At 64.7% G+C, this 21315-nt stretch carries 17 protein-coding genes and 2 pseudogenes; 16 read left to right on the top strand and 3 right to left on the bottom strand.

Annotated elements, in window-relative coordinates; translation table 11 throughout:
* Positions 1–190: 190 nt before the first annotated feature.
* Entirely contained in the window at positions 191–877 is a 687-nt protein-coding gene (locus JQT59_RS05605; RefSeq protein WP_213575234.1) for a TetR/AcrR family transcriptional regulator, read from the bottom strand.
* A 310-nt stretch (positions 878–1187) separates the two neighbouring features.
* Here JQT59_RS05605 and JQT59_RS05600 point away from each other — a divergent pair, with 310 nt between their 5' ends.
* From JQT59_RS05600 to JQT59_RS05540, 13 genes and pseudogenes are all read left to right on the top strand, one after another.
* Positions 1188–2816, top strand: coding sequence for a class I adenylate-forming enzyme family protein (locus tag JQT59_RS05600; RefSeq protein ID WP_213575232.1), 1629 nt, complete (start codon positions 1188–1190; stop codon positions 2814–2816).
* 10 nt (positions 2817–2826) lie between these two features.
* The gene (locus JQT59_RS05595; protein WP_213575230.1) at positions 2827–3630 is read left to right on the top strand and encodes an enoyl-CoA hydratase/isomerase family protein; all 804 of its coding nucleotides are present in this window, start codon (positions 2827–2829) and stop codon (positions 3628–3630) included.
* Between the two features lie 10 nt (positions 3631–3640).
* On the top strand, positions 3641–4738 hold the full coding sequence (locus JQT59_RS05590) for a Zn-dependent alcohol dehydrogenase (RefSeq protein ID WP_502939784.1): 1098 nt from the start codon (positions 3641–3643) through the stop codon (positions 4736–4738).
* A 26-nt stretch (positions 4739–4764) separates the two neighbouring features.
* Complete coding sequence (locus JQT59_RS05585; RefSeq protein ID WP_213575228.1) at positions 4765–6222, top strand: aldehyde dehydrogenase family protein; 1458 nt, start codon at positions 4765–4767, stop codon at positions 6220–6222.
* A gap of 294 nt (positions 6223–6516) precedes the next feature.
* Positions 6517–7212, top strand: coding sequence for a transporter (locus JQT59_RS05580; RefSeq protein ID WP_213575226.1), 696 nt, complete (start codon positions 6517–6519; stop codon positions 7210–7212).
* 46 nt (positions 7213–7258) lie between these two features.
* Entirely contained in the window at positions 7259–8680 is a 1422-nt protein-coding gene (locus JQT59_RS05575) for a flavin monoamine oxidase family protein (RefSeq protein ID WP_213575224.1), read from the top strand.
* A 56-nt stretch (positions 8681–8736) separates the two neighbouring features.
* On the top strand, positions 8737–9717 hold the full coding sequence (locus tag JQT59_RS05570) for an NAD(P)H-dependent flavin oxidoreductase (protein WP_213575222.1): 981 nt from the start codon (positions 8737–8739) through the stop codon (positions 9715–9717).
* A 68-nt stretch (positions 9718–9785) separates the two neighbouring features.
* The gene (locus JQT59_RS05565; protein WP_249354150.1) at positions 9786–11444 is read left to right on the top strand and encodes an AMP-binding protein; all 1659 of its coding nucleotides are present in this window, start codon (positions 9786–9788) and stop codon (positions 11442–11444) included.
* Between the two features lie 735 nt (positions 11445–12179).
* A complete protein-coding gene (locus JQT59_RS05560) occupies positions 12180–12752 on the top strand; it encodes a hypothetical protein (protein ID WP_213575220.1) in 573 nt (190 codons plus the stop codon).
* Positions 12749–13327, top strand: a complete 579-nt coding sequence (locus tag JQT59_RS05555) for a hypothetical protein (protein ID WP_213575218.1) — start codon at positions 12749–12751, stop codon at positions 13325–13327. The genes JQT59_RS05560 and JQT59_RS05555 overlap by 4 nt, the downstream gene beginning before the upstream one ends.
* A 168-nt stretch (positions 13328–13495) precedes the next feature.
* Positions 13496–14174 (top strand): annotated as a pseudogene (locus tag JQT59_RS05550) (transposase); the annotation flags it as partial.
* Positions 14175–14687: 513 nt separating this feature from the next.
* The gene (locus JQT59_RS05545; RefSeq protein ID WP_349306999.1) at positions 14688–16232 is read left to right on the top strand and encodes an alpha/beta hydrolase; all 1545 of its coding nucleotides are present in this window, start codon (positions 14688–14690) and stop codon (positions 16230–16232) included.
* On the top strand, positions 16229–17782 hold the full coding sequence (locus JQT59_RS05540; protein ID WP_213575213.1) for a serine hydrolase domain-containing protein: 1554 nt from the start codon (positions 16229–16231) through the stop codon (positions 17780–17782). Before JQT59_RS05545 ends, JQT59_RS05540 begins: the two co-directional genes overlap by 4 nt.
* Positions 17783–17955: 173 nt before the next feature.
* Here JQT59_RS05540 and JQT59_RS05535 read toward each other — a convergent pair.
* Positions 17956–18649: pseudogene (locus tag JQT59_RS05535) on the bottom strand (IS6 family transposase).
* Between the two features lie 380 nt (positions 18650–19029).
* Entirely contained in the window at positions 19030–19392 is a 363-nt protein-coding gene (locus tag JQT59_RS05530; RefSeq protein WP_213575211.1) for a WhiB family transcriptional regulator, read from the bottom strand.
* 227 nt (positions 19393–19619) lie between these two features.
* Between JQT59_RS05530 and JQT59_RS05525 the strand changes: the two genes are divergently transcribed.
* The 3 genes from JQT59_RS05525 to JQT59_RS05515 all read left to right on the top strand — a co-directional run bounded on the left by JQT59_RS05525 (position 19620) and on the right by JQT59_RS05515 (position 21250).
* Entirely contained in the window at positions 19620–19769 is a 150-nt protein-coding gene (locus JQT59_RS05525; protein ID WP_213578378.1) for a hypothetical protein, read from the top strand.
* Positions 19770–20132: 363 nt separating this feature from the next.
* Positions 20133–20876, top strand: coding sequence for an alpha/beta fold hydrolase (locus tag JQT59_RS05520; RefSeq protein WP_213575209.1), 744 nt, complete (start codon positions 20133–20135; stop codon positions 20874–20876).
* 71 nt (positions 20877–20947) lie between these two features.
* Positions 20948–21250, top strand: a complete 303-nt coding sequence (locus JQT59_RS05515) for a Dabb family protein (RefSeq protein ID WP_213575207.1) — start codon at positions 20948–20950, stop codon at positions 21248–21250.
* The last annotated feature ends 65 nt before the right edge of the window (positions 21251–21315 follow it).

Below are 21315 nucleotides of genomic sequence, written 5' to 3'. Positions count from 1 at the left end.
TCGCACGCAATATCTTCGGCAGAGAATGAGCCTTGTCGGCCGCACCCTACTCATGTCGGCCTGCCCACGGCGGTCACCTGAGGCATTGCCAACAAGAGCTCCGCGGTGCGGGCGCTCTCGCGGTCGCGGTCATTCGACTGTCAGCCGCCACCGAAGGTGTCGGCCGACAATGACTTCAGGTCAACGCACACTATCGCTCCACGCTCACCCAGGACACGAGCGAACGCAGGGCTTCCTCGGGCGATGCCGCCTTCGGCGCCGGGGCCGCCGGACCGGAGGCATCGCCGAGGTGGTCGGCCATCCAAGCGTCGAGCACGCCCAAGGTGAGCTCGATCTGCGGCTCCGCCGCTGTGCGGTTGGCGAACACCAGCCAGTTGAGCGCGAATCCGTCGGACAACACGGACACGATGTAGGTCAACTCGTCGAGGATTGCAGGGTCCACCGGCCGGACGTCCGTGGCGGCTGCGGCCTCGAGGATCGCCCGCAGGGTCGCGAAGGCCTCGTTGTACACCATCTCGGCCTGCCGGCCCTCCTGGCGCTTGCCCCAGCTGATCAGCTCGCCGGTCGCCGCGCCGAAGTCCGGATTCGCCAGGTACCACTCCAGCACGCCGCGCAGCAGAGCGCGGGCGGTGGTCGGTACGTCTCCGTGGATGTCGTTGCGCGTCAGCACTTCTCGATACTGTCTGCCGACGTGCTCGAAGACGGCCGCGAACAGCACCTCCTTCGTGGCGAAGCAGTAGTGCAGGGTGGCCAGCGGAGCGTTCGCCTCCTGCGCGATGCGGCGAGTGGTGGCGCCCTCCACGCCTTCGGCGGCGATCACGCGCACGGCCGCCTCCACCAGTTCGATACGACGTTCGGCGGCGGAAATGCGAGCCATGCGTCCTCCTGTCGAATTAGATATGAACAGATGATCAAGTCAGAACCCACGCTACCAGCCGGAGTGACGACCGGACTCCTAAATCCCGACGAAGAAGACCTCTAGGCTTGCCAGATCTACGCGAACATAGTCTATTGCCTTGATCATTTGACTGTGTTCTTCTAGGCTATGACCGCGGCCACAGTCCGGCGCCACCGGCGATCGGAAGGTCACGAGCCACGAGCCACGAGCCACGAGCTCACTGCGGATGCGCCGTCACGCCGAGAGATCGTGAGCTGCACCCGCATCGCACCCGACAAGCGTGAAGAGGATGACCATGACCGGAGTCGAATCAGTTCCCCGGGACCGCGCGATCGCGCTGGACCGCATGGCTGTGGACCCACCGATCGACACCCTCGTCGACCTGCTGGAGATCCAGGCCGCCCGCTTCCCCGACCGAGAGTTCCTCCGGTTCGAGGAAGGATCGTGGACCTTCGGCGAGATCGACGACTGGACCTCGCGCCTTGCACAGCGCCTGGTCTCCGAGGACGGGGTCCGCGCAGGCGATCGGGTCGCGATCATGCTGCCCAACGTCGTGCAGTGGCCGATCGCCTGGCTCGCGATCCTCGAGGCCGGCGGCGTCGCGGTGCCGGTGAACTCGTCATACCAGCGCGCCGACCTCGAATTCGTGTTGCGGGACTCCGGCGCCCGGGTGTTGTTCACCGACGCCGATCACGTCCCGCTCGTCGAGGAGGTGCGTGCGGCAAACAGTGATCTGGCCGACGTCCGGATCGTCGAAGCCGCGTCGCCCGATGATCTCGCGCAGTATCCAGCGGACAGGCCTGGGTTCGCCGTCACCGGCGACACCCTCGCGAACCTTCAGTACACCTCGGGGACAACGGGGTTCCCGAAGGCGTGCATGCTGACCCACGACTACTGGATCCGGCTGGGGTGGATTTGCGCGGGCGCGGCGGGCCTCGGGTCCGGCGACGTGGTACTTACGTCGCAGCCATTCTCCTACATGGACCCGCAGTGGAACACCGCTCTGTGCCTCACGATTGGCGCGCCCCTGGTGGTGCTACCCCGGTTCTCCGCCTCGGGTTTCATGGCGGACGTCCGCCGGCACCGGGCCACGTTCTGCTACGTGCTCGGCTCGATGCCCACGCTGCTGTTCAAACAGCCACCGAACCCGCAGGACCGCGACAACGACCTGCGCCTCGTGCTGTGCTCGGCCATCCCCGTCGCGCTGCACGACCAGCTCGAACAGCGTTGGGGCGCACCGTGGCGGGAGATCTTCGGCATGACCGAGAGCGGTGCCGATCTGGTCAGCCTCCCAGAGAGTACGACCGATGTCGGCAGCGGACGGCTGGGGCAGCCGGTTCCCACCAAGCAGGTCCGGGTGGTCGATCCGCAGGGCCGAGAGGTTGCCGAGGGCGAATCCGGAGAGCTGATCACGTCGGGCAGACCGATGATGCTCGGCTACTGGAACCGACCCGAAGACACCGCGCAGGTCCTGCGCGACGGCTGGCTGCACACCGGCGACGTCGCGGTCCGCGAGGCGGGCAGTTACCGCCTGGTGGGCCGGATCAAGGACATGGTCCGCCGCGGCGGGGAGAACATCGCGAGCGCCGAGGTCGAGCGCGTCCTCGAACGGGACGACGCCGTGGTCGCGGCAGCGGTGGTCGGCGTCCCGGACGAGCTGTTCGGCGAGGAGGTCAAGGCATTTGTGCAGCTGGCCCCTGGCGTCGAGGAGAGCCGCGCGACCGCGGAGCGAATCATCGACAGCGCACGAACCCAGCTCGCACGCTTCAAGATTCCGCGATACATCGAGTTCGTCGCCGATTTCCCACGCACCCCGTCCGAGCGTGTGTCGAAGCCGGCCCTGCAGGCGCGCTCCGCCGAGCGTCCCGGCATTACCTACGACCTGCAGCCGCCGCGCGCCGCCGGTAACGGCAACTGAGGAGCCAGACATGACCGACAACTACCTTGACGTGCACATCGACCGCGACGTCGCGGTGCGTGAGCACCGCGACGTCGCGGTGCTCACGCTGAACCGCCCCGCGAAGCTGAACGTGGTGGACGTGGCCACCCGGGTGCTGCTCGCGCAGACGATCCGCCGGTTCGGTACGGGTGATCTCGTCCGCGGGATTGTCCTCACGGGCACCGGGCGGGCTTTTTCCGCCGGGGAGGACCTTCAGGCGGTACCGACCGACTACGACGAGATTCGTGAAGCCTTTGCGACCTTCCACGACATCACCCGGGCGATTCTCGAGACGGAGGTTCCCGTCATTGCCGCCGTCAACGGGATCGCGGTGGGCGGCGCCTCGGAGATCACGCTCTGCTGCGACTCCCGGATCGGCAGCCCCGCCGCCGAGTACTACCAGCCGGAGAACCACCGCGGGATCATCATCTCGAACGCTGCGAGCTTCCTGATGGGCCGCCTGGTGCGCAACCACGCGATGCGAATCATTCTCGGCTCGAGCCGGATCGGCGCGGACGAGGCCCTGCGGATCGGGCTGCTCGATGAGATCGTGGCTCCAGAGGCGCTCGTGGACCGCGCGGTCGAGGTGATCCGGCAGTGGAACTCCGATCCCCGTACCACCGCACTGCACCTAAGTCTGCTGCGGCCGTGCCCCGAAGACATCGAGGCCGCGTTCGCCCGCGAGGACGACGCCGCCCGCCAGTCGTGGGAGTCCGGCGCCTTCACCGAGGGCATCGAAGGCTTCTGGGCATCGAAAAACGCGACGCCCACGGCGCCTGCGCAGAGCAATTGAGATCGGAGACATGATGATCACCACCGAAGCAGCACTTCTCACCGCGGTCAACGAACCGCTGGTATTCACCGAAATCCAGGTCGACGACCCGGAACCCAATGAGGTCCGCCTGGCAGTCTCGAACGTCGGCCTGTGTCACAGCGACCTGCATTACATGACCGGAACAGTCGGCACTGGCCTGCCCGTGGTGGTCGGGCACGAAGTAGCCGGTGTGATCGAGTCTGTCGGCTCCGCGGTGACCACCTTGCGTCCCGGCGACCGCGTCGTCGGCGCGCTCACGCCCTCGTGCGGGCTGTGCCGCAACTGCCAGGTCGGGCATTCGACCCAGTGTCAGCGACTCACTCAGATCCGGCAGCGTCCACGGCCCGCCTTCCAGCTGCCGGGAGGCCAAGGGGTCGAACGCCTCGGCGACATCGGCGCGTTCTCCCGCCACACCCTGATGCGCGAGAACGCCCTGGTCAAGGTGCCCGACGAGGTGGGACTGCATGTCGGCTGTCTGCTCTCGTGCTGCGTCATCACCGGCATCGGCGCCGTATTCCGCGCCGCGCAGGTACGCCCCGGTGCCACCGTTGCCGTGATCGGTTGCGGCGGTGTCGGGTCGGCCATCATCCAGGGCGCGCGGCTCGCCGGTGCCTCGGCGATCGTCGCCGTGGATCTCGACGAAGCCAGGCTCGCGGCCGCCCGCACCTATGGCGCCACCCAGGTCGTGAACGGCGCCGCCGACGTCGCCACCGAGATCCAGAAGCTGCTCGGCGACGGCGTGGACTACTCGTTCGAAGCCGTCGGCAGCGCGCGGACCGCGGCCACCGCGCTGGCGGTCCTGCGGGCCACCGGCACCGCGTGCATGGTCGGTATCGCCCCCGACGGCACCGACCTGACGCTGCCCGCCTGGAACTTCTTCTTCAGCGAGAAGCGCCTCATCGGCTCCTACATGGGCTCGGGCCAGGCGCACGAGGACATCACCCAGTTCGCCCGCCTGTACCTGCAGGGTCGCCTGCTGCTCGATGAGATGGTCAGCGATGTCATCCCGTTTCGCGAGGTGAACAAGGGTTTCGAGGCGATGAAGTCGGGAGAGGTGACCCGCATCGTCGCCGACCTCACCGTGTGAACCCCAACCCACCCAAGGAGCCCCGAATGCCGAATCCGCAACTGTCCCAGCCGGTCAACTACATCACCGATGAGTGGTCCGAGTGCCAGGCGATCCCGGACGCGTGGAATCTCGACCCCAACACCGGCCAACCCGTCCACCGGGCCGTCACCACAAGTCCGGACGACGTGGAGCGCGCGCTGCGCCATGCCGAACAGTCCTACGGCTTCGAACGCTGGGACGACGCGGCGAGCGAGGAACGTGCGGCGGTCATCGAGCGCGCAGCTGAGATCGTCGAGACCCGGATCGAGGACATCGCCCGGACCGACGCCCTCACCAGCGGTGTCCCGATCGCGAAGGCTCGGATGGTCGCGGCGTTCCTTCCTCACCGGATCCGTTCGGCGGCAGCGGAGTTGCGCGCCCTTCCGCGGCGCACGGCGCTGGCAGCCGGTGGCCGCGACGTGCGGCTGTACAAGGTCCCGTGGGGGCCCGCGGCCATCCTGACCCCGTGGAACGGCCCGACTTTCATTCCCGCCGCGAAGATGGTCAGTGCGCTGGCCGCCGGGTGCCCTGTCATCCTCAAGCCGTCGGAGCACGCGCCGAGCAGCGCCCAGATCATCGTCGAGTGCTTCGTCAAGGCCGGGCTGCCCGCGGGCGCGCTGCAGCTCGTCCACGGCGGGGGAGACGTGGGGGCGGCGATCACGGGCGATCCCCGCGTGAAGATCGTCTCGTTCACCGGTGGCCCGACCGCGGGCCGGGCCATCGCCCGCGCCGCCGCGGAAGACTTCAAGGTCCTCCAGCTCGAGCTCGGCGGCAACAACCCGGCCCTCGTCTTGGACGACGCCGACATCGACGTGGCCGCAGACGGGATCCTCGACGGGATGACCAAGCTCAACGGTCAGTGGTGTGAGGGCCCCGGAAAGGTGCTGGCGCACAAGAGTCTTGTCACGCCACTCCTGGACGCGCTGCTCGATCGGATCTCGCGCATCGACATCGGGCACTCGCTCGACGAGAACACCCAGCTCGGTCCGATCTCGAACGCCCCGCACTTCGCCACGCTGCAGAGCCGGATCGAAGGGCTGCGGGCACACGGCGCGACGATGCATCAACCAGCGCAGCTGCCCGAACTCGACGGGTTCTTCCTCTCTCCCACAATCGCTTCGGGAGTCGATGCGTCGGTGGCGACGGCCGAGCTGTTCGGTCCGCTCGTCAGCCTGCACGCCGTGGAGTCCGACGAGGACGCGCTGCGAGTGGCCAACGCCAACCCGTCGGGTCTGGACGCCTACGTGTTCGGCGGCGACCTGGAGCGCGCGATCGCGGTCGGCTCCCGGTTGCTGTCGGGCGAGGTGCGCGTGAACGGTGCCAAGGTCGCCGATCTCGCCGACGGTTCCGCGCAGAGCTTCTGGGGCACTTCCGGAATCGGCGGTCACGCTCCCGGCGAGTCTGTCCGCGTGTTCTGTGGCGACCGCGTGGTCGGCGTCGATTCACCCGACCTTCCGATGTAGCGACCAGGGACCTACTTTCGCGTCACCTCTTGACTATGACCGGGACCACTGGTTCTAGTTCATCCGATCCAGTCGAATGACTGCTTTGACGAAATCGGCAAAATCCATGGACTTCCCCTCCACTCGGATACCGGGATCGTCGATGTCATCGGCGTCGGCCGCAGACGCTTCTAGGCCAAGTTTCGTCAGCGACCCCGCGCTGTACGCGGCGTGGCTCGCAGACCGCGCCGCCGACCGCCTGGCAGCCCCTCACGAACTAACTATCGGCGCGAGCCACCCTCCAAGGAGAAAAGCATGTCCATCAAAGAACTGCTCTTCGCGGTCGCGGACATCTGGATGATCGCCGTCGGATTCACCTACGGCATCAAGTTCATCAGGAACTACAAGAACTACCTGCTCGGTATCGAGTGGATCATCGTCGCGACATCGGGTACGAATTTCCTGATCTACGGCCTCGTCAAGGCTGGTCACGACAGTCCGATGTACACCGCCGCAGCCTTCCTGGACGCCTTCTCCCGGTCGGTCGGCATCACGTTGATCCTGGTCCTGGGGCTGATGAAGGTCACCCACCGGTACAAGCCGTCCGTCGCGGTGGACATCGGTGCGTTCGCCCTCGCCGCCGTGGCGGGCTTCCTCCTCCTCGGGTACCAGCACCACATCGGCACCCCCGCCAAGATCTTCTTCATCGCCGTCAACGTGCTCACCACGATTTTCCTGATCTACTTCGTCAAGCGCTTGTGGGATATCGGTGAGCCCGGGCACGCGCTGTGGGCCGCCGTCGCCACCGCCTGCGGATTCGTCATCGCCTCGACCTACGACTTCGTCCACATCCCGGGCGACGACGCCGAGCACACGATCTTCTACATCTTCGCGCTGTCCACGTGGGGCCTGCAGATGTTCACGTACTACCGCGCCTACCGGGCCTTCGACGCTTACAACAAGCGCGTCGACGCCCAAGCGGTCAGCGGCAACGCTCCAGCCGCGGCCTGAGCGGACGCACCTTCCCTTGTGATCGATCGAGAGTCAGGAACCGAACATGACAACCTACGAAGTGCACGAAGAGACCACAGAGGTCGTCGTCGTCGGCGCCGGAATGTCCGGGCTGATGGCGGCCACCACGCTGGCACCGGAGACCGACGTCGTGGTCCTCGAAAGCGCCGATCGCACCGGTGGACGAGTCGAGACCATCCGGCAGGGCGACTACTGGATCAACGTCGGCACCCAATTCACCGAGGGCACCGGCACACTGATCGATGCCCTCGACCGGCACGGCATCGAGATGGGCTCGCTCGCAGGCAAGAGCATCGCGCTGCACCTGAACGGCGGGGTGGTCGACACCTCGAATCCCGTCGCGCTGATGTTCCGCACGCGAATGACCATGATGGACCGGCTCGGTATGGCCATCGTCGGTGCACGCATCCTCGCGGCCATGCCGTTCCTCGAATCGCAGAGCCGCATCGCGCAACGGGTGCGCGCCAAACTCGACACCAAGCTGGCGTCGTACCTACTCGGAGGCGTCCGGTCGGAGCTGGCCGCCGCAATCGTCCGGTCGTGGTCGGCGCAGTGGATGGGATGCGAGGTCGAGGAGACAGCTGCCACTCAATTCGTCACGTCCGTCGGTCTCGCGCTGGCCGACCCGGAGAAGATCCCGAACTTCTCGCTGCCGGTCGGTGGCAACCAGACGTTGACCGACGTGCTGACGGAAGATCTCGGTGGCCGGATCCGGCTGAATTCGGTGGTGCACTCGGTGCGGCAGAACGGTGACGGCGTGGTCGTCGACTACCACGACGGCGACCGACCGGTGCGGCTGCGGGCCAAGCGCGCCATCGTGACCGCACCCGCCGACATCGCCGAACGGATCATCCCGGACCTCCCGCAGCAGCACCGGAACGCTTTCAACGACATCACCTACGGCCGGTACGTGATCGTCGGATTCTTCACCGACGAAGTCGGGCCGCAGCGCTGGGACGATTACTTCGGAGTTTCGACGCCGCAACTGTCCTTCCAGGCGATGTTCAACCACGCCGCGGCCATGCGGCGTGGCGACGACCGCAAGCCGGGTGGAGCCCTGGCCTGTTTCGCAGGCGGCGCTCAGGCCGACGCACTGCTCGACCTACCCGACGACGAAATCGTGTCGCGATTCACGAAGGACCTGCTCGCAGTGTTCCCCGAGCTGGAAGGAAAGCTGGGCGAAATCATCGTCCGGCGGCACCGCCGGGTCGTACCCTTCTGGGCGCCCGGGCGGAGGAACTCGCTTCCGACGCTGCGTGATCCACTCGGAACCATCTACCTCGCCGGCGACTACCAGCTCGATCTGCCGTCGCTCGCCGACGCCGCCACCTCGGGCGAGCGAGCGGCGACGGCCGTACTGGCGAGCCTGAGGCAGGCCGCGACAAACGAGGACTCGGCGGTCCGGCGTGATCAGTCGCTTCGCCAGCTTGCCGGGGGCGCGGGGTAGTTGCCGAGTAGTCCGTCCTCCCGCTAGTAGGCGGGTCACCCCGAACAAGGAAGCACATGTTCACCAACACCTTCACCGAGACCTTCGGGATCGAGCACCCCATCGTGTGCGGCGGCATGACCGCTGTCGGCACCCCGGATCTGATCAGCGCCGTGGCCAACGCCGGGGCACTCGGATTCCTCACCGCCCTGACCCAACCCACCCCCGAGGCACTGGTGAAGGAGATCGCCCGCTGCCGCGACCTCACCGACAAGCCGTTCGGCGTCAACCTGACGATCCTGCCGACCCTCCAGCCGGTGCCCTACGACGAATACCGCGATGCCATCGTCGACAGCGGCATCACCATCGTCGAAACCGCAGGCGGCAACCCTGGGCCGCACCTCCCTTCGTTCAAGGCTGCCGGGGTGAAGGTGATCCACAAGGCGGTCTCGGTGCGGCACGCCCTCAAAGCCGAACGACTCGGGGTCGACGCCATCAGCATCGACGGATTCGAGTGCGCCGGGCACCCCGGCGAGGACGACGTCCCCGGGCTCGTGCTGATCCCCGCCGCGGCCCGGGAACTGTCGATCCCGATCATCGCCAGCGGCGGAATCGCCACCGGCGCCGGACTCGTCGCCGCCCTCGCGCTCGGCGCATCCGCGGTCAACATGGGCACCCGTTTCATGGCGACCACCGAGGCGCCCATCCACCACAACGTCAAACAACAGATCGTCGACAACACCGAACGCGACACCGTCATCGTCTTCCGCGAGTTCCACAACTCCGCCCGCGTTGCCCGCAACTCGGTCTCCGAGGAAATCGCGACCCTCTCCCGCGAACCGGGTGCGACCTTCGATGACATCGCCCATTTGGCCAGTGGCGCCCGCGGCCGCGAACAGGTTTACGGAAACGGTGACGTCGAAGGCGGCATGTGGTGGGCAAGTCAGGCCCAGGGACTGATCCACGACATCGGCAGCTGCGAGGAAGTGGTCGGCTCGATCCTCACCGAGGCTCAGCAGATCATCACCCGCACACTGCCCGATCAGCTCCGCCGCTGAATCAGCCCGGCAACCGTACTGCGATACCCAATTCCCCACTGCTGCAACATTTCGAGGGAGAGGCCCCAGTGAGCTTCAAGAGCCCGTTTCCGGACGTCGAGATTCCGAACCTCAGCGTCTACGACTTCCTCTTCGGCCAGGTCGGTGAGGCCGAGGGGGATCGGCCGGCGTTGATCGACGGTGCTTCCGGTGCGGTCACCACCTATCGGTCGTTGATCGGCCAGATCAACGGGGTCGCGGGGGCGCTCGCGGCGCGCGGGCTGGCCGTCGGTGAGGTGGCGGCGTTGCATTCGCCGAACGTGCCGGCATTCGCGTCGGTGTTCCACGGGATCCTGCGGGCCGGTGGGGTCGCGACCACGATCAACGCGTTGTACACCGCCGAGGACATCGCCAAGCAGCTCACCGACTCGAAGGCGAAGTTCCTGTTCACCGTCTCCCCGCTGCTGCCGCAGGCGAAGGCCGCGGCCGCGCAGGTCGGGATCCCGGCCGCGCATGTGATCGTGTTGGACGGCGCGGACGGGCACCCGTCGCTGAAGGATCTGCTGGCCGAGGGCGCGCCGGCGCCGGAGGTGTCGTTCGACCCGGGCACCCAGTTGGCGGTGCTGCCGTACTCCTCGGGCACCACCGGCCGGCCGAAAGGGGTGATGCTCACCCACCGCAACCTGGTGGCGAATGTCTGCCAGATCGACCGGCCGATCGGGATCCGCGCCGACGACAGAGTCCTCGCGGTGCTGCCGTTCTTCCACATCTACGGGATGACGGTGCTGCTCAACGCCGCCCTGCGTAAGCGGGCCGCGCTGGTGACGATGCCGAAGTTCGACCTGGTCGAGTTCTTGACGATCGTCGCCGAGCAGAGGTGCACGTATGTGTTCATCGCCCCGCCGGTGGCGGTGGCGTTGGCCAAGCATCCGCTGATCGATCAGTACGACCTGTCGAGTGTGCACTCGATCTTCTCCGGGGCCGCCCCGCTGGATCAGGAACTGGGCAAGGCGGTGGCGAACCGGCTCGGGTGCCGGGTGCGGCAGGGGTACGGGATGTCGGAGATGAGCCCGGTCTCGCATGTCATTCCGTTCGACCGGGATGACATTGCGCTGGACTCGGTGGGTCCGAGCATCGCGAACATGGAATGCAAGCTGGTCGATCCCGGGACCGGTGCGGAGATCGAGCAGCCGGCCGAGGGAGTCAGCGCGGCGGGGGAGTTGTGGTGCAAGGGCCCGAACATCATGGCCGGGTATCTCGGTAACGAGGAGGCGACCGCGGAAACCCTGGATGCGGACGGGTATCTGCATACCGGGGACATCGCGACGGTCGATGCCGAGGGGGTGGTGACGATCGTGGACCGGATGAAGGAGTTGATCAAGTACAAGGGTTATCAGGTGCCGCCCGCGGAGTTGGAGGCGTTGTTGTTGACGCATCCGCAGATCGCCGACGCCGCCGTGATCGGCGTCCTCGACGAGGAGGGTGAGGAAGTGCCCAAGGCGTTCGTGGTCCGCCAGCCCGGTGCCGACCTGGACGAGGACGCGGTGATCGCGTTCGTCGCCGAGAAGGTCTCCCCGCACAAGAAGGTCCGCAAGGTCGAGTTCATCGACCTGGTGCCGAAATCGGCCGCCGGCAAGATCCTCCGCAAGGACCTACGCGCCAGCGAAGCGGCAGGAAGCAGGCCGTCCGACAGGAAGAGCGCTGAACCGGCCGATGCCGCCATACAAGTAAGTCGATCGAATGACTGACTTGCTGGGAGGAATGACATGCACCACGTCGACGTCATCGTTGTAGGCGCCGGACTTCTCCGGCCCAACTCGTCGAGGTAGGGGAATCGCCGTGTACCGCGGCCCTGTGGGGACGACGATGACGCCGATTGCGGGGGATCCGGCTCCCCGTGCGGTGGCACGGTCATGACGGTGTTCTTCCGGCTGCTGGGGATGTGGCCGGTGCGCGCATGCGTCGTAGGTTCGGTACCGCTGCGACCCGAGTCCGGGAGAGGCTGCACCGCCGGAATGTGCGGCCCAGTCGTCGGTGAGTTGATGGTGGGCCGTAAGGCGCACACCCGCTCGCCGCCCTGAACACAGCCGGCACATTAAATCCTGAGCCGCTGAGACAGTTTCGGGATTGAGTTGGAGATTGGCCCCTGCCGTGGCGAGTCGCGCTCGTCGTGCATGAAGCTCGGGGATTGCGAGTGTGAGCTCCGAGAGGTCGTGGTGGTTCGCCCACATGGACAATGTCTGTAGACAGGCAGCGAAAATCTTCACACAGGGGACGACGAGCGGCGTCCGGCGTCGACTGTCCGGTGCGCAAAGCGACTATTTCGCGCGCACCAGGATGGCCGGCAACGCTGGACCCTTCGGAGCAACCGTTTGTCTCAGGCGCGCCGAGGGGGTCACCCGATTCGGCGGGGTGTGCAGCGCAATTGCGTTTCCGAACAAGCCGCGCGGGTATCCCGTTCGAGGGACGAGGAGGTCTGTGGTATGCCTGTTTGGGGATGGATCTTGATCGCGGTTATCGTCGTGATTGCCGTGGTCGCGGTCATCGTTGCACGCTCGGTCAGCAGTCGTCAGCGGACGGAACGGCTGAGGGGACGGTTTGGTCCCGAATACGAGCGAACTGTGGGAGAGGTCGGCAACCTAGACGCCGCGGAAGACGAGCTCGCCGCGCGCGAACGAAAGCGGAAGAAGCTCGATATCGTCGCGTTGACGCCCGAGGCGCACGCGAAGTACGCCGACTCGTGGCGGACGGTGCAGATCGAGTTCGTCGACAATCCGTCGAGCGCGGTGGGCGCTGCGGACAAGCTCGTCATCCAGGTCATGCGCGAGCGCGGCTACCCGATCGACGACTTCGATCAGCGGGCGGCCGACATTTCGGTCGACCATCCGAAGGTCGTCGAAAACTACCGAACTGCGCACGGCATCTACTTAGCGCAGGAGCAGGGCGACGTCGGTACCGAGGATCAGCGTGAGGCGTTCGTGCACTATCGGGCGCTATTCGAGCAGTTGCTCGAGACGGATGAGAACAAAGACAAGCCTAAGGAGACGCACTCATGACCACCCCAGATCAGCAAGCCGGGAGCGCCAGCGCGACCGGGCGGGTTGAATCACCGACGACGGCGCCCGGCACTACGGGTGGGGGAACCGCACCGCGGGCCGAAACAACCGAATCGTCGACCGAGGCTCCCGGCCCTGCAGCTGAGAGCACCGAGCGATCGACGGACGCCTCCAGCTCTCCAGTTGAGGACCAGCGGTCCACGGACACCTCTAGTTCTCCGGTTGAGGACCAGCGCTCGACTGATGAGCCCGTCCGCTCGACGGAGCAAGCCCAACCGTCCGCTCAGGAGACCGAATCAGCGTCTAATCATACACTTTTCGGTGAGGACGAGTTGTCGGTCCTCCGCTCGCGTTGGGACGAGGTTCAGTCGGGCTTCGTCGATGATCCCAAAGAGTGTGTGCAGAAGGCCGATGGTCTCGTGTCGGACGTTGTCGATCGGATAACCACCGGATTCTCGGAGGCCCGTTCGCGGCTCGAGGAGCAGTGGGCGCGGGGTGAAGAGGGCTCGACGGAGGATCTTCGTCTCGCGCTTAAGCGGTACCGCGAGTTTTTCCAGCGGTTGCTCTCACTCTGAGGAGCCGAGAGCCAGGACAACGGGCTGCGGAGTTACCCCGGAACCACCGCATCCTGCCGCAGTGTTGGCGTTCTCGGTCACCGAATCGCTCGGACACCTGATCGGCCCGAGGATTTCGGACAGTGGCCCCGCTTAGAATGGGGATCTACTGGAATGAGTCCTACCAGCATGAGCAGATCACGGCGATCGTTCTCGACAGAGTTCAAGGATGAACTGTGCCGGGAGGTCATCGAGTCGTCCAAACCGATCAGCGAAGTCGCCAAGGCCTACGGGGTCTGCGACGGCAGCCTGCGGCGATGGCTGACCAAGTACCGCGATACCCACGGAGGCGGTGCAGACAGTGAACTCACCCTCACCGAACGAGCCCGCCTGAACCAACTCGAACGCGAGAACCGGGAACTCCACGCCGAGACAGCATTCCTGAAAAAAGGCTGCCTCGTACTTCGCGCGGAAGCCACGGTAGTGGCGACGTACGAGTTCATCGATTCCTACGTCGCGGACGACTCCGCGGCAACACCGTCATCGACCGATGCCGCTGGCTCGGAGTCTCCACCTCAGGATTTTACGATTGGCGAAGCCGGCCGCAATCAGAGACATCAAGGCGTAGAGACGAACTGGCGCAACACGTTCAAGTTTTTTCGACGCATCACACGGTACCTACGGGTATCGGCGTATCCACGCAGACCTGCAGGCCGACGGTATCGAGTGTTCTCCGGAATTGGTGCGTTCGATCATGGGCGAACACGAACTGGTCCCGTGCCAACCCAGGCCGTTCCGCATCACCACCGAACCCGGCGCAGACGCGGGCGTGCCGGACCTACTGCAACGAGACTTCACCGCTGACCGTTACCGGTACTTCGAAAAAAGTGTGTATAAGCATTTGCGGTCTCGAGCTGGCGGTCGTGTGATCGACACACCTGTCAGTCTCTTCGGGCTGATCAGCTAGTTGGATCCGCACAGTGTGCGTCGCCTCGTCTTGGCACTCGTCCATCTCGCACGGGACAAGTTCTGCGGCCATAGGGACCATCATCGCCGGTGGGTGCGGCCCGACCGGGGAGCCGCGTCAGCTTCGAAGTTGGTGGCCGTTCGAGTGAGTGTCCTCTAAGGGGATCGTGAGCGGGACGGTGGGCGCGCGTATGGACAAGCGACTGGACGGGCGATCTCGCCCCGCCTATGGAATGCGTTTTCAACCGCGCTGGCCGAGCACGATTCGATTCATCACCGAGCGTCTGCCTAAGGATCGCCGGATTTCATCGGTTCTCAAACTTCCGGTATCGGGGTGTGCCAGGATTTATCTGGGTAAATACTCGGGCCGAGCCCGAACACAAGGTTCGGGCGGTCGCCATTCAGGGTGGTCGACATGCGGTTTGTGAGCCAGATAACGGCGATTGCGTTTGTCTTGATTCTCGTCAGCTCAGCGTGTGGCAACAATTCCGATCCGTCCAGTTCGCCACCGACGACTGTGGCTCATCCGCCGGCGGAGTTTGTCGAGGGTCCGTGCGCGAAGACGCCGAATCCGGTCCCACTGCTGGAGAATGCTCGCTGCGGGGACTTGTTGGTACCGGTGAACCGCACCGAAGAAGGCAGCGGATCCTTGCGCTTGGCAGTAGCGATCGTTCCGTCGGAAACGCAGCCGCCGACCAAGGCTCCGATCGTCTTTCTCATGGGCGGGCCCGGTCAGGATGCGGTTACGGATCCCCCGATCAACCCGGACGTCCCGCTGAACCGTGACCGCGATCTGATCCTGATGGGACAGCGCGGCAACATGACGTCCAGCAAGCCGTTGCCGTGCCCGGAGATTTTCGAGTTCTTCGCACAAAGGATCGGAATGGCGTGGAATGCTGAGTCCACACGGGATGCGTATGTAGAAGCGGTGACGGAGTGCCACGACCGCCTGGCTCCCACCGTTGACCTCTCGGCGTTCAATTCGACCGAGAGCACCCATGACCTGATTGATCTACGCAAGGCACTCGGCCTCGAGAAGTGGAATGTGTTCTCCCACTCGTATGGTACCGATCTTGCGCTGATCTACATGCGTCAAGACGCCGACGCTATCGAGTCGATCGTGTTCGACGGCGTGACGCCTCCATCGGCTGCTGCCCTGGGGTGGACCTGGGCAAGCGCTCGCCAAGCATTCGACAACATGGTCAAGGCGTGCGAGGACCAGCCAGCATGCAAGAAGCGCTATCCCGACCTGGGGGCCACGTTCATCCGACTGGTCAATGAGCTTGAAGCGAAGCCCATCACCACGACGGTCAACGTTGAGGGTGCAGGAGAGACGAAGGTTGTCGTCGACGGCGGAATGCTGCTGAACTGGTTTGTCCCCGTAGCTACCCATCTACCGAAAGAGTTCCCCTCAACGGTCGATGAGCTCGCAAACGGGAATGCGCAGCCCATCGCGTCGCGGTGGGCCGAGGTGTGGGGGCATCCGGAGAGGGGCGTCCTCCATTGGGGCCTCACCCTGAGCATTTGGTGCCGTGAATGGATCCCGTTCGAGACCGTCGAGCAGTCATTGCAACAGGCGGAAAAGGAATTCCCTGAACTCCCGGAGTCCGTTCGGGCCCAAGCGCCGCAGCTGCCGTTCCTGCGCGACGCCTGCGAAGTGTGGGACGTGCCGAAGGCCCCGGACTCGATCCGAGACATCACCGTGAGTGACATCCCTTCGCTTGTGCTGTCGGGAACCTACGACGGGCAGACCGGAGCGGTGTGGGGCGACTACATCGCGAAGGATCTCTCGCAATCCATAGTCGCAGTAGTGCCCGGAGCTGCACACGGTGTGTATGCAGAGCCACCGTGCGGAGCCGAGATAATCGCGTCGTTCTTCGACAATCCGGAGAAGCCGGACACATCCTGCACGGACACGACGCAACTGCCGCCATACGACATTCTCCCGCCACGCCGATGACCACCGAGGTGTTCGCCGTCGGTGGCCCGGAGTTGTCGCGCCGGGCGGTGCTTGGCGGGGCGGTCGCCGGGTTGGCGGCGCTCGTATCGCCGGCATGTTCGTCGAAGGAGTCGACCACCACAGTTACGAGCGTCCCGGCGAACGCGATGGAAGCGTTCAACGAGCTCGACGCCAAGATCGGCAAGGCGATGAAGGACTACGCGATCCCCGGGGTTGCGGTTGGCGTCATTGCCGACGGTGAGGAGTACATCAAGGGGTACGGGGTCACCAACGTCGACCACCCGACACCGGTGGACGGCGACACCCTGTTCCGGATCGGATCCACGACGAAGACGTTCACCGGAACGACCGTGATACGCCTCGTCGACGAGGGCAAGGTCGATCTGGAGGCACCGATACGCCAGTATCTGCCCGATTTCGCGGTCGCCGATCCAGAAGCCAGCGCCACGGTGACGGTGCGACAACTGCTCAACCACACGTCGGGTTGGCTCGGTGACGATCTCCAGGACTTCGGTCGAGGCGACGACGCGATAACCAGGTTTGTGGCGTCGATGACCCGGCTCCCACAAAAGACCCCGCCGGGCACGGTCTTCGCCTACAACAATGCGGGGCTGGTTGTGGCGGGGCGGATTGTCGAGGTCGTGACGGGATCGGTCTTCGAGGACGCCGTCCAGAAGATGCTGCTGGACCCGCTCGAGTTAAGTCACACTCGCTTCTTCTCGGACCAGATAATCGGCCGGAATATCGCCGCATCACACAACGTCGACGACGGAAAAGCCGTTGTGGATCCGGGTTTCTGGTTCTTCTCCCGCAGTTGCAACCCGACCGGGTCGTTGATTTCCAGCGTGCGGGATCAGGTGCGCTACGCGCGCTTCCACCTCGGCGACGGCACTACACCCGAGGGGGATCGGTTGATGAGCAAAGACTCGCTCATCGCCATGCGTTCCAATCCAGGCGTCGGCGGCACGCTTCAGGTCGAACTCACCGGGATGGGAGTGTCATGGATGCTGCGGCCGTCCGCGGAGAACGAGACGATTGTCCAACATGGCGGGACCTGGGCGGGTCAACGATCCGGGTTCTTCATGGTGCCCAGTCGCAACTTCGCCATGACCGTGCTCACCAATTCCGAGGGTGGAGGGAAACTGCTCAACGAACTGTTCGCCGAGGACTGGTCGCTTCGCCGCTTCGCCGGAATCAGTAACCTGCCCGCGACGCCCCAGAAGTTGAGCACGGCCGAGTTGGCGCCCTACGAGGGGGCGTATGCCACGGACGACATCGATCGATCGGGCACCCTGGGGACCGTCGTGATCAACTTCCGCGGCAGAGATGGCCAGCTCGTCGGCAATATGAGCGACGCCCCGGATGGCACCTACCTGCCGGATGAGCAGACAGCCCCGAATCTCGGCCTTGCGTTTTACAGGACCGACTATGGGCTCGACCTTGGCCCCGACCTCAAACCTACCGGCACCCGATCCAACTTCGTTCGGGGGTCCGATGGGAATGTCGCCTGGTTCAGCAACCACGGACGGCTCTACCGGCACCTGCAGTAAAGAGCCGACCTACCCCGGGGAAGCCGGTGGCGCAATGCGAAATATGAATCAGTGTGAACATCCCGGGTCTGATGCACACAGTGTTATTTGGGCACTGTCGACTTGTCTGGAAGGTGCGTCAGCGTAGTTGTTCTGGGATGAATGGTGTGACTGTTCGTGCTGCTGTTCGCGATTCAGGCGGCAGGGACGGTCCCGGTCGCGTCCTGCCAGGCCGCGAAGAGGCCGGCCATCTCAGCTCGCTATCCCGCCGCCGAGGGCAAATGCCGGCGCGGCCGGAAGTGCGGTGAGATCCCGCTGAACGCGGACAGAAACCGTTGCGCGTGACCGGGCGATTTGAACCGTTTCATCGCGCGTTCACGCTGCCTCGTCGGCTGATGCGAGTTCTCGGCGCGGTTGCTGAAGGTACTTCGACCGACGATGCTCGACCGACGCCAGCATCTGCTTGTGTGCGAGCTGGTAGCTGGCGAGCTTGTCGGTCACGATGACCCGCGGCACATACTGCAGCCCCTTGAGCAGTTTGCGGAGGAGCTTTATGGCGGCCTTGGTGTTTCGGCGGGACTGGACGAGGATGTCGAGCACGTTGCCCTGCTGGTCGACGGCGCGCCAGAGATAGTGTTGTTGGCCGTTGATGCGAATGTACACCTCGTCGAGGTGCCATTTATCGCCGGGTCGCGGTCGGCGGCGGCGCAGCCGGGCGACGTAGGTGTGCCCGAATTTGTGGCACCACTCCCGGACGGTCTCGTGGGAGACGACAACGCCGCGTTGCAGCATCAACTCCTCGACCTCGCGGAAGCTGAGCGGGAAGCGGTAGTACAGCCAGATGCAATGGCTGATGATCTCCGCTGGGTACCGAATCCCTTGTACGATACTTCTGCGCTGGTCACGACCAGGATCCTGCCAGCGCTGACCACACCTGCTCGAGTTGACAGTGCCGTTTCGGTGCGGGGTGTGCGAGGTCGGTGGGGAGGAGGGCGGCACCCGCAGCGGGCCAATCTTGCAAAGGCGACGGACATGGCCACCACGGATTCGGCGCTTTCGGGTATCCGAGGTGGTGGGATGACGTGGACGGTGAACTCTTCGCCGGACTGGTCGACGCCGAGATGGCGGCATCACACGATGTTCCGGCCCCGATCAGCCGTGGTGGGGAATTTGGGCGGGCCGGCGCCCCCGTGAGGGTCTGGATCCAACGTTTGCCTATGATTCGCTGTCGTTATCGGCAGCGGATGCTCTTCCGCACCTGGTGGCTGTCATCTGGCTTGATGTGTAGGGCCTTTGGGGTTGCCTTCCGTGGATTGTGATGTGGCAAGGTTCGTTTGTCGCCGGTCGCGGGCGGTGCGCCGTTTGCGGCGGTTGCGGTCGGCTTCGGACAGTCCACCCCAGATTCCGTAGGGTTCGGCGGCGGTGACGGCGTGGGTGCGGCATTCGGTGAGCACGGGGCAGTCCTGGCAGATTCGTTTGGCGGCGCGTTCACGCCGGGCGCGAGCGTATCCGCGTTCACCGTCGGGGGAGAAGAACATGTCGGTGTCGCTCCCGCGGCAGGATCCGCGGTGCTGCCAGTCCAACGCGGAGGCCCGGGTCGGTGTGGTCGGTGGGGATTCAAGCGTGTTCATCGTCTTTCCTGTGGGTGCAGTGAACGGGATGCGTACCGGACACGATCTCGGAGTTGTTGTGCGACATGACTTCTCTGCGTGTTGCACACCGCTGGGATGCCGTGGAGGCATGCAGGAACGATCAGCGGCGGGCGGGGCACTTCGAGGATTTCCGCGGCCGGGACACAACGAGGTTCGCGGGGGGAGGTCGCCGGGTTCGGTGCGCTGATGCCTGGTTTTTGAACGCGATGTTCACGAAGGCACGATCGTGGTACTGGGGCGCGAACGTGCCCGGCAACCCGACGCAGATGCTGAACTATTCGGGGGGTGTGCCGCAGTACTTCGCTCGCTGGGACGACGTCCAGGCCAACGGCTACGACGCCTACGAGACGAACTGATCGGAAGCAGTTCACGTGGGCCGCGGTGCATCATCCGTGGCCCACCGCCGTGGATGTACACCACGATCGGCAGCGGAGTTTCGGACTCCGGGATGGAGAGGCGAATTGCCTGGTACCGCAGGATCGAGTGCCATGGTGTGTTCTCCTTCGTGTCGTGGGCAAGTCTGTTCAGCCGACAGGTGGAGCCACCCTATGGGTGCGTTCGGCGCGGGAGTGTCCGAAAATCACACACGCATCCGCGCCCCCGGTGTCACGGGCGTGTGTTTCACAATCGGACACGCCGACGCCCTGCGGTTCTAGTTTGATTCAAAAGTGATCAACCGACGGTTGAAATTTCAGCGTCGCCGACAGAGAGGTACGGCAATGAACGCGATTGCAGCGATCGAAGGAAACGGTGACCATCGGGTCTTGGTGTTGCACGGCTGGGCGCTGGACAGCAGCGTGTGGCTCACCGCACGCGCCTTGACGGATCAGTCCCGCTTCACCTACGCGTACGTCGACTTTCCGGGATACGGGGTGAACCGTCCCGAGGCACCGGCCGACGGAATCGACGGGATGGCCGCGGTCGCCCTCGGCGCCGCCGATCAGCTCGGGTGGTCGACCTTTTCCGTTCTCGGACATTCGATGGGCGGCACCACAGCTCTTCGGGTGGCGACCCTCGCACCTGAACGCGTGACCTCGGTCGTCGCACTGACGCCCGTCTCCCCGGCGGGTACCCCTCTCGACCAGGCGACCTACGAATCTTTTGCCGCGGCCTGGGCAGATCCGGGTGCAGCCATCCGGGGCGCCTTGGCGCCATACATCGACGAGACAGATTTGAAGAACCTGGTCGACCGCAACCGCTCGACGATGGACCAGGCGACGTGGGAGTCCTACCTGAAGAACTGGACCAGTCCCGACTTCCTCGACCGGATGGGCACGTACGAGGGGCCTACCACCCTGATCGTGGGTGAAAGCGACCCGTTTGTCACGGCCGAATACCTCGGGGACACGTTGGCGGCGTTGAAGAACGGGAATCTGAAGACCGTTCAGGGCAAAGCCGGGCACTACCCCATGGTGGAGAACGCTCGGGAGACGGTGGCGTTGTCGGAGCAATCTCTGTACTGATCTGGCCGGGAACGCAACCCGGGTTCCGACCATGCCACGTTCGAGTCACGAATCCAGGGAGGATTCTCACCATGTTGAATCACGTTGTGACGTTTAAATGGAAGCAGGACATCGGTGACGAGCACATTCAGTCTTTTCACGACGCTCTGAGCGCAGTCTCGAAGAATATTCCGGAGGTCGTGGAATACCGTCACGGAAGGGATCTGGCCCTCAAGCCCGGCAGCGGCGACTACGCAATCTCCGCGACTTTCGAAGACGTCGCTGACTTTCGCACATACCTGGCACATCCCGATCATGTGCGCCTCGTCCAGGAATTCATTTCGGTGATGGCCGAATCGTATTCGTCCGTTCAGATTGAATTCGCCTCGCGATAGGCGCGACGGGACCGTCGTTCGTCGAACGACGGTCCCGTCTACAGTGTCGCTCGCTCGTTCCGAAA

The sequence above is a fragment of the Rhodococcus sp. USK13 genome, assembly GCF_018343855.1.
In the GTDB taxonomy this organism is placed as follows: Bacteria; Actinomycetota; Actinomycetes; order Mycobacteriales; family Mycobacteriaceae; genus Rhodococcus_F; species Rhodococcus_F oxybenzonivorans.
Note: the sequence above shows the minus strand (reverse complement) of the source record. Positions and strands in the feature narration are given on the sequence as shown.

What these genes read in the sequence shown, in the direction of transcription:
- JQT59_RS05545 (WP_349306999.1), top strand. Translation starts at nt 14,688, where the DNA reads ATGCGGTTTGTGAGCCAGATAACGGCGATTGCGTTTGTCTTGATTCTC.
- JQT59_RS05605 (WP_213575234.1), bottom strand. Translation starts at nt 877, where the DNA reads ATGGCTCGCATTTCCGCCGCCGAACGTCGTATCGAACTGGTGGAGGCG.
- JQT59_RS05595 (WP_213575230.1), top strand. Translation starts at nt 2,827, where the DNA reads ATGACCGACAACTACCTTGACGTGCACATCGACCGCGACGTCGCGGTG.
- JQT59_RS05555 (WP_213575218.1), top strand. Translation starts at nt 12,749, where the DNA reads ATGACCACCCCAGATCAGCAAGCCGGGAGCGCCAGCGCGACCGGGCGG.
- JQT59_RS05600 (WP_213575232.1), top strand. Translation starts at nt 1,188, where the DNA reads ATGACCATGACCGGAGTCGAATCAGTTCCCCGGGACCGCGCGATCGCG.
- JQT59_RS05580 (WP_213575226.1), top strand. Translation starts at nt 6,517, where the DNA reads ATGTCCATCAAAGAACTGCTCTTCGCGGTCGCGGACATCTGGATGATC.
- JQT59_RS05540 (WP_213575213.1), top strand. Translation starts at nt 16,229, where the DNA reads ATGACCACCGAGGTGTTCGCCGTCGGTGGCCCGGAGTTGTCGCGCCGG.
- JQT59_RS05575 (WP_213575224.1), top strand. Translation starts at nt 7,259, where the DNA reads ATGACAACCTACGAAGTGCACGAAGAGACCACAGAGGTCGTCGTCGTC.
- JQT59_RS05585 (WP_213575228.1), top strand. Translation starts at nt 4,765, where the DNA reads ATGCCGAATCCGCAACTGTCCCAGCCGGTCAACTACATCACCGATGAG.
- JQT59_RS05525 (WP_213578378.1), top strand. Translation starts at nt 19,620, where the DNA reads ATGTTCACGAAGGCACGATCGTGGTACTGGGGCGCGAACGTGCCCGGC.
- JQT59_RS05590 (WP_502939784.1), top strand. Translation starts at nt 3,641, where the DNA reads ATGATGATCACCACCGAAGCAGCACTTCTCACCGCGGTCAACGAACCG.
- JQT59_RS05560 (WP_213575220.1), top strand. Translation starts at nt 12,180, where the DNA reads ATGCCTGTTTGGGGATGGATCTTGATCGCGGTTATCGTCGTGATTGCC.
- JQT59_RS05570 (WP_213575222.1), top strand. Translation starts at nt 8,737, where the DNA reads ATGTTCACCAACACCTTCACCGAGACCTTCGGGATCGAGCACCCCATC.
- JQT59_RS05515 (WP_213575207.1), top strand. Translation starts at nt 20,948, where the DNA reads ATGTTGAATCACGTTGTGACGTTTAAATGGAAGCAGGACATCGGTGAC.
- JQT59_RS05520 (WP_213575209.1), top strand. Translation starts at nt 20,133, where the DNA reads ATGAACGCGATTGCAGCGATCGAAGGAAACGGTGACCATCGGGTCTTG.
- JQT59_RS05530 (WP_213575211.1), bottom strand. Translation starts at nt 19,392, where the DNA reads ATGAACACGCTTGAATCCCCACCGACCACACCGACCCGGGCCTCCGCG.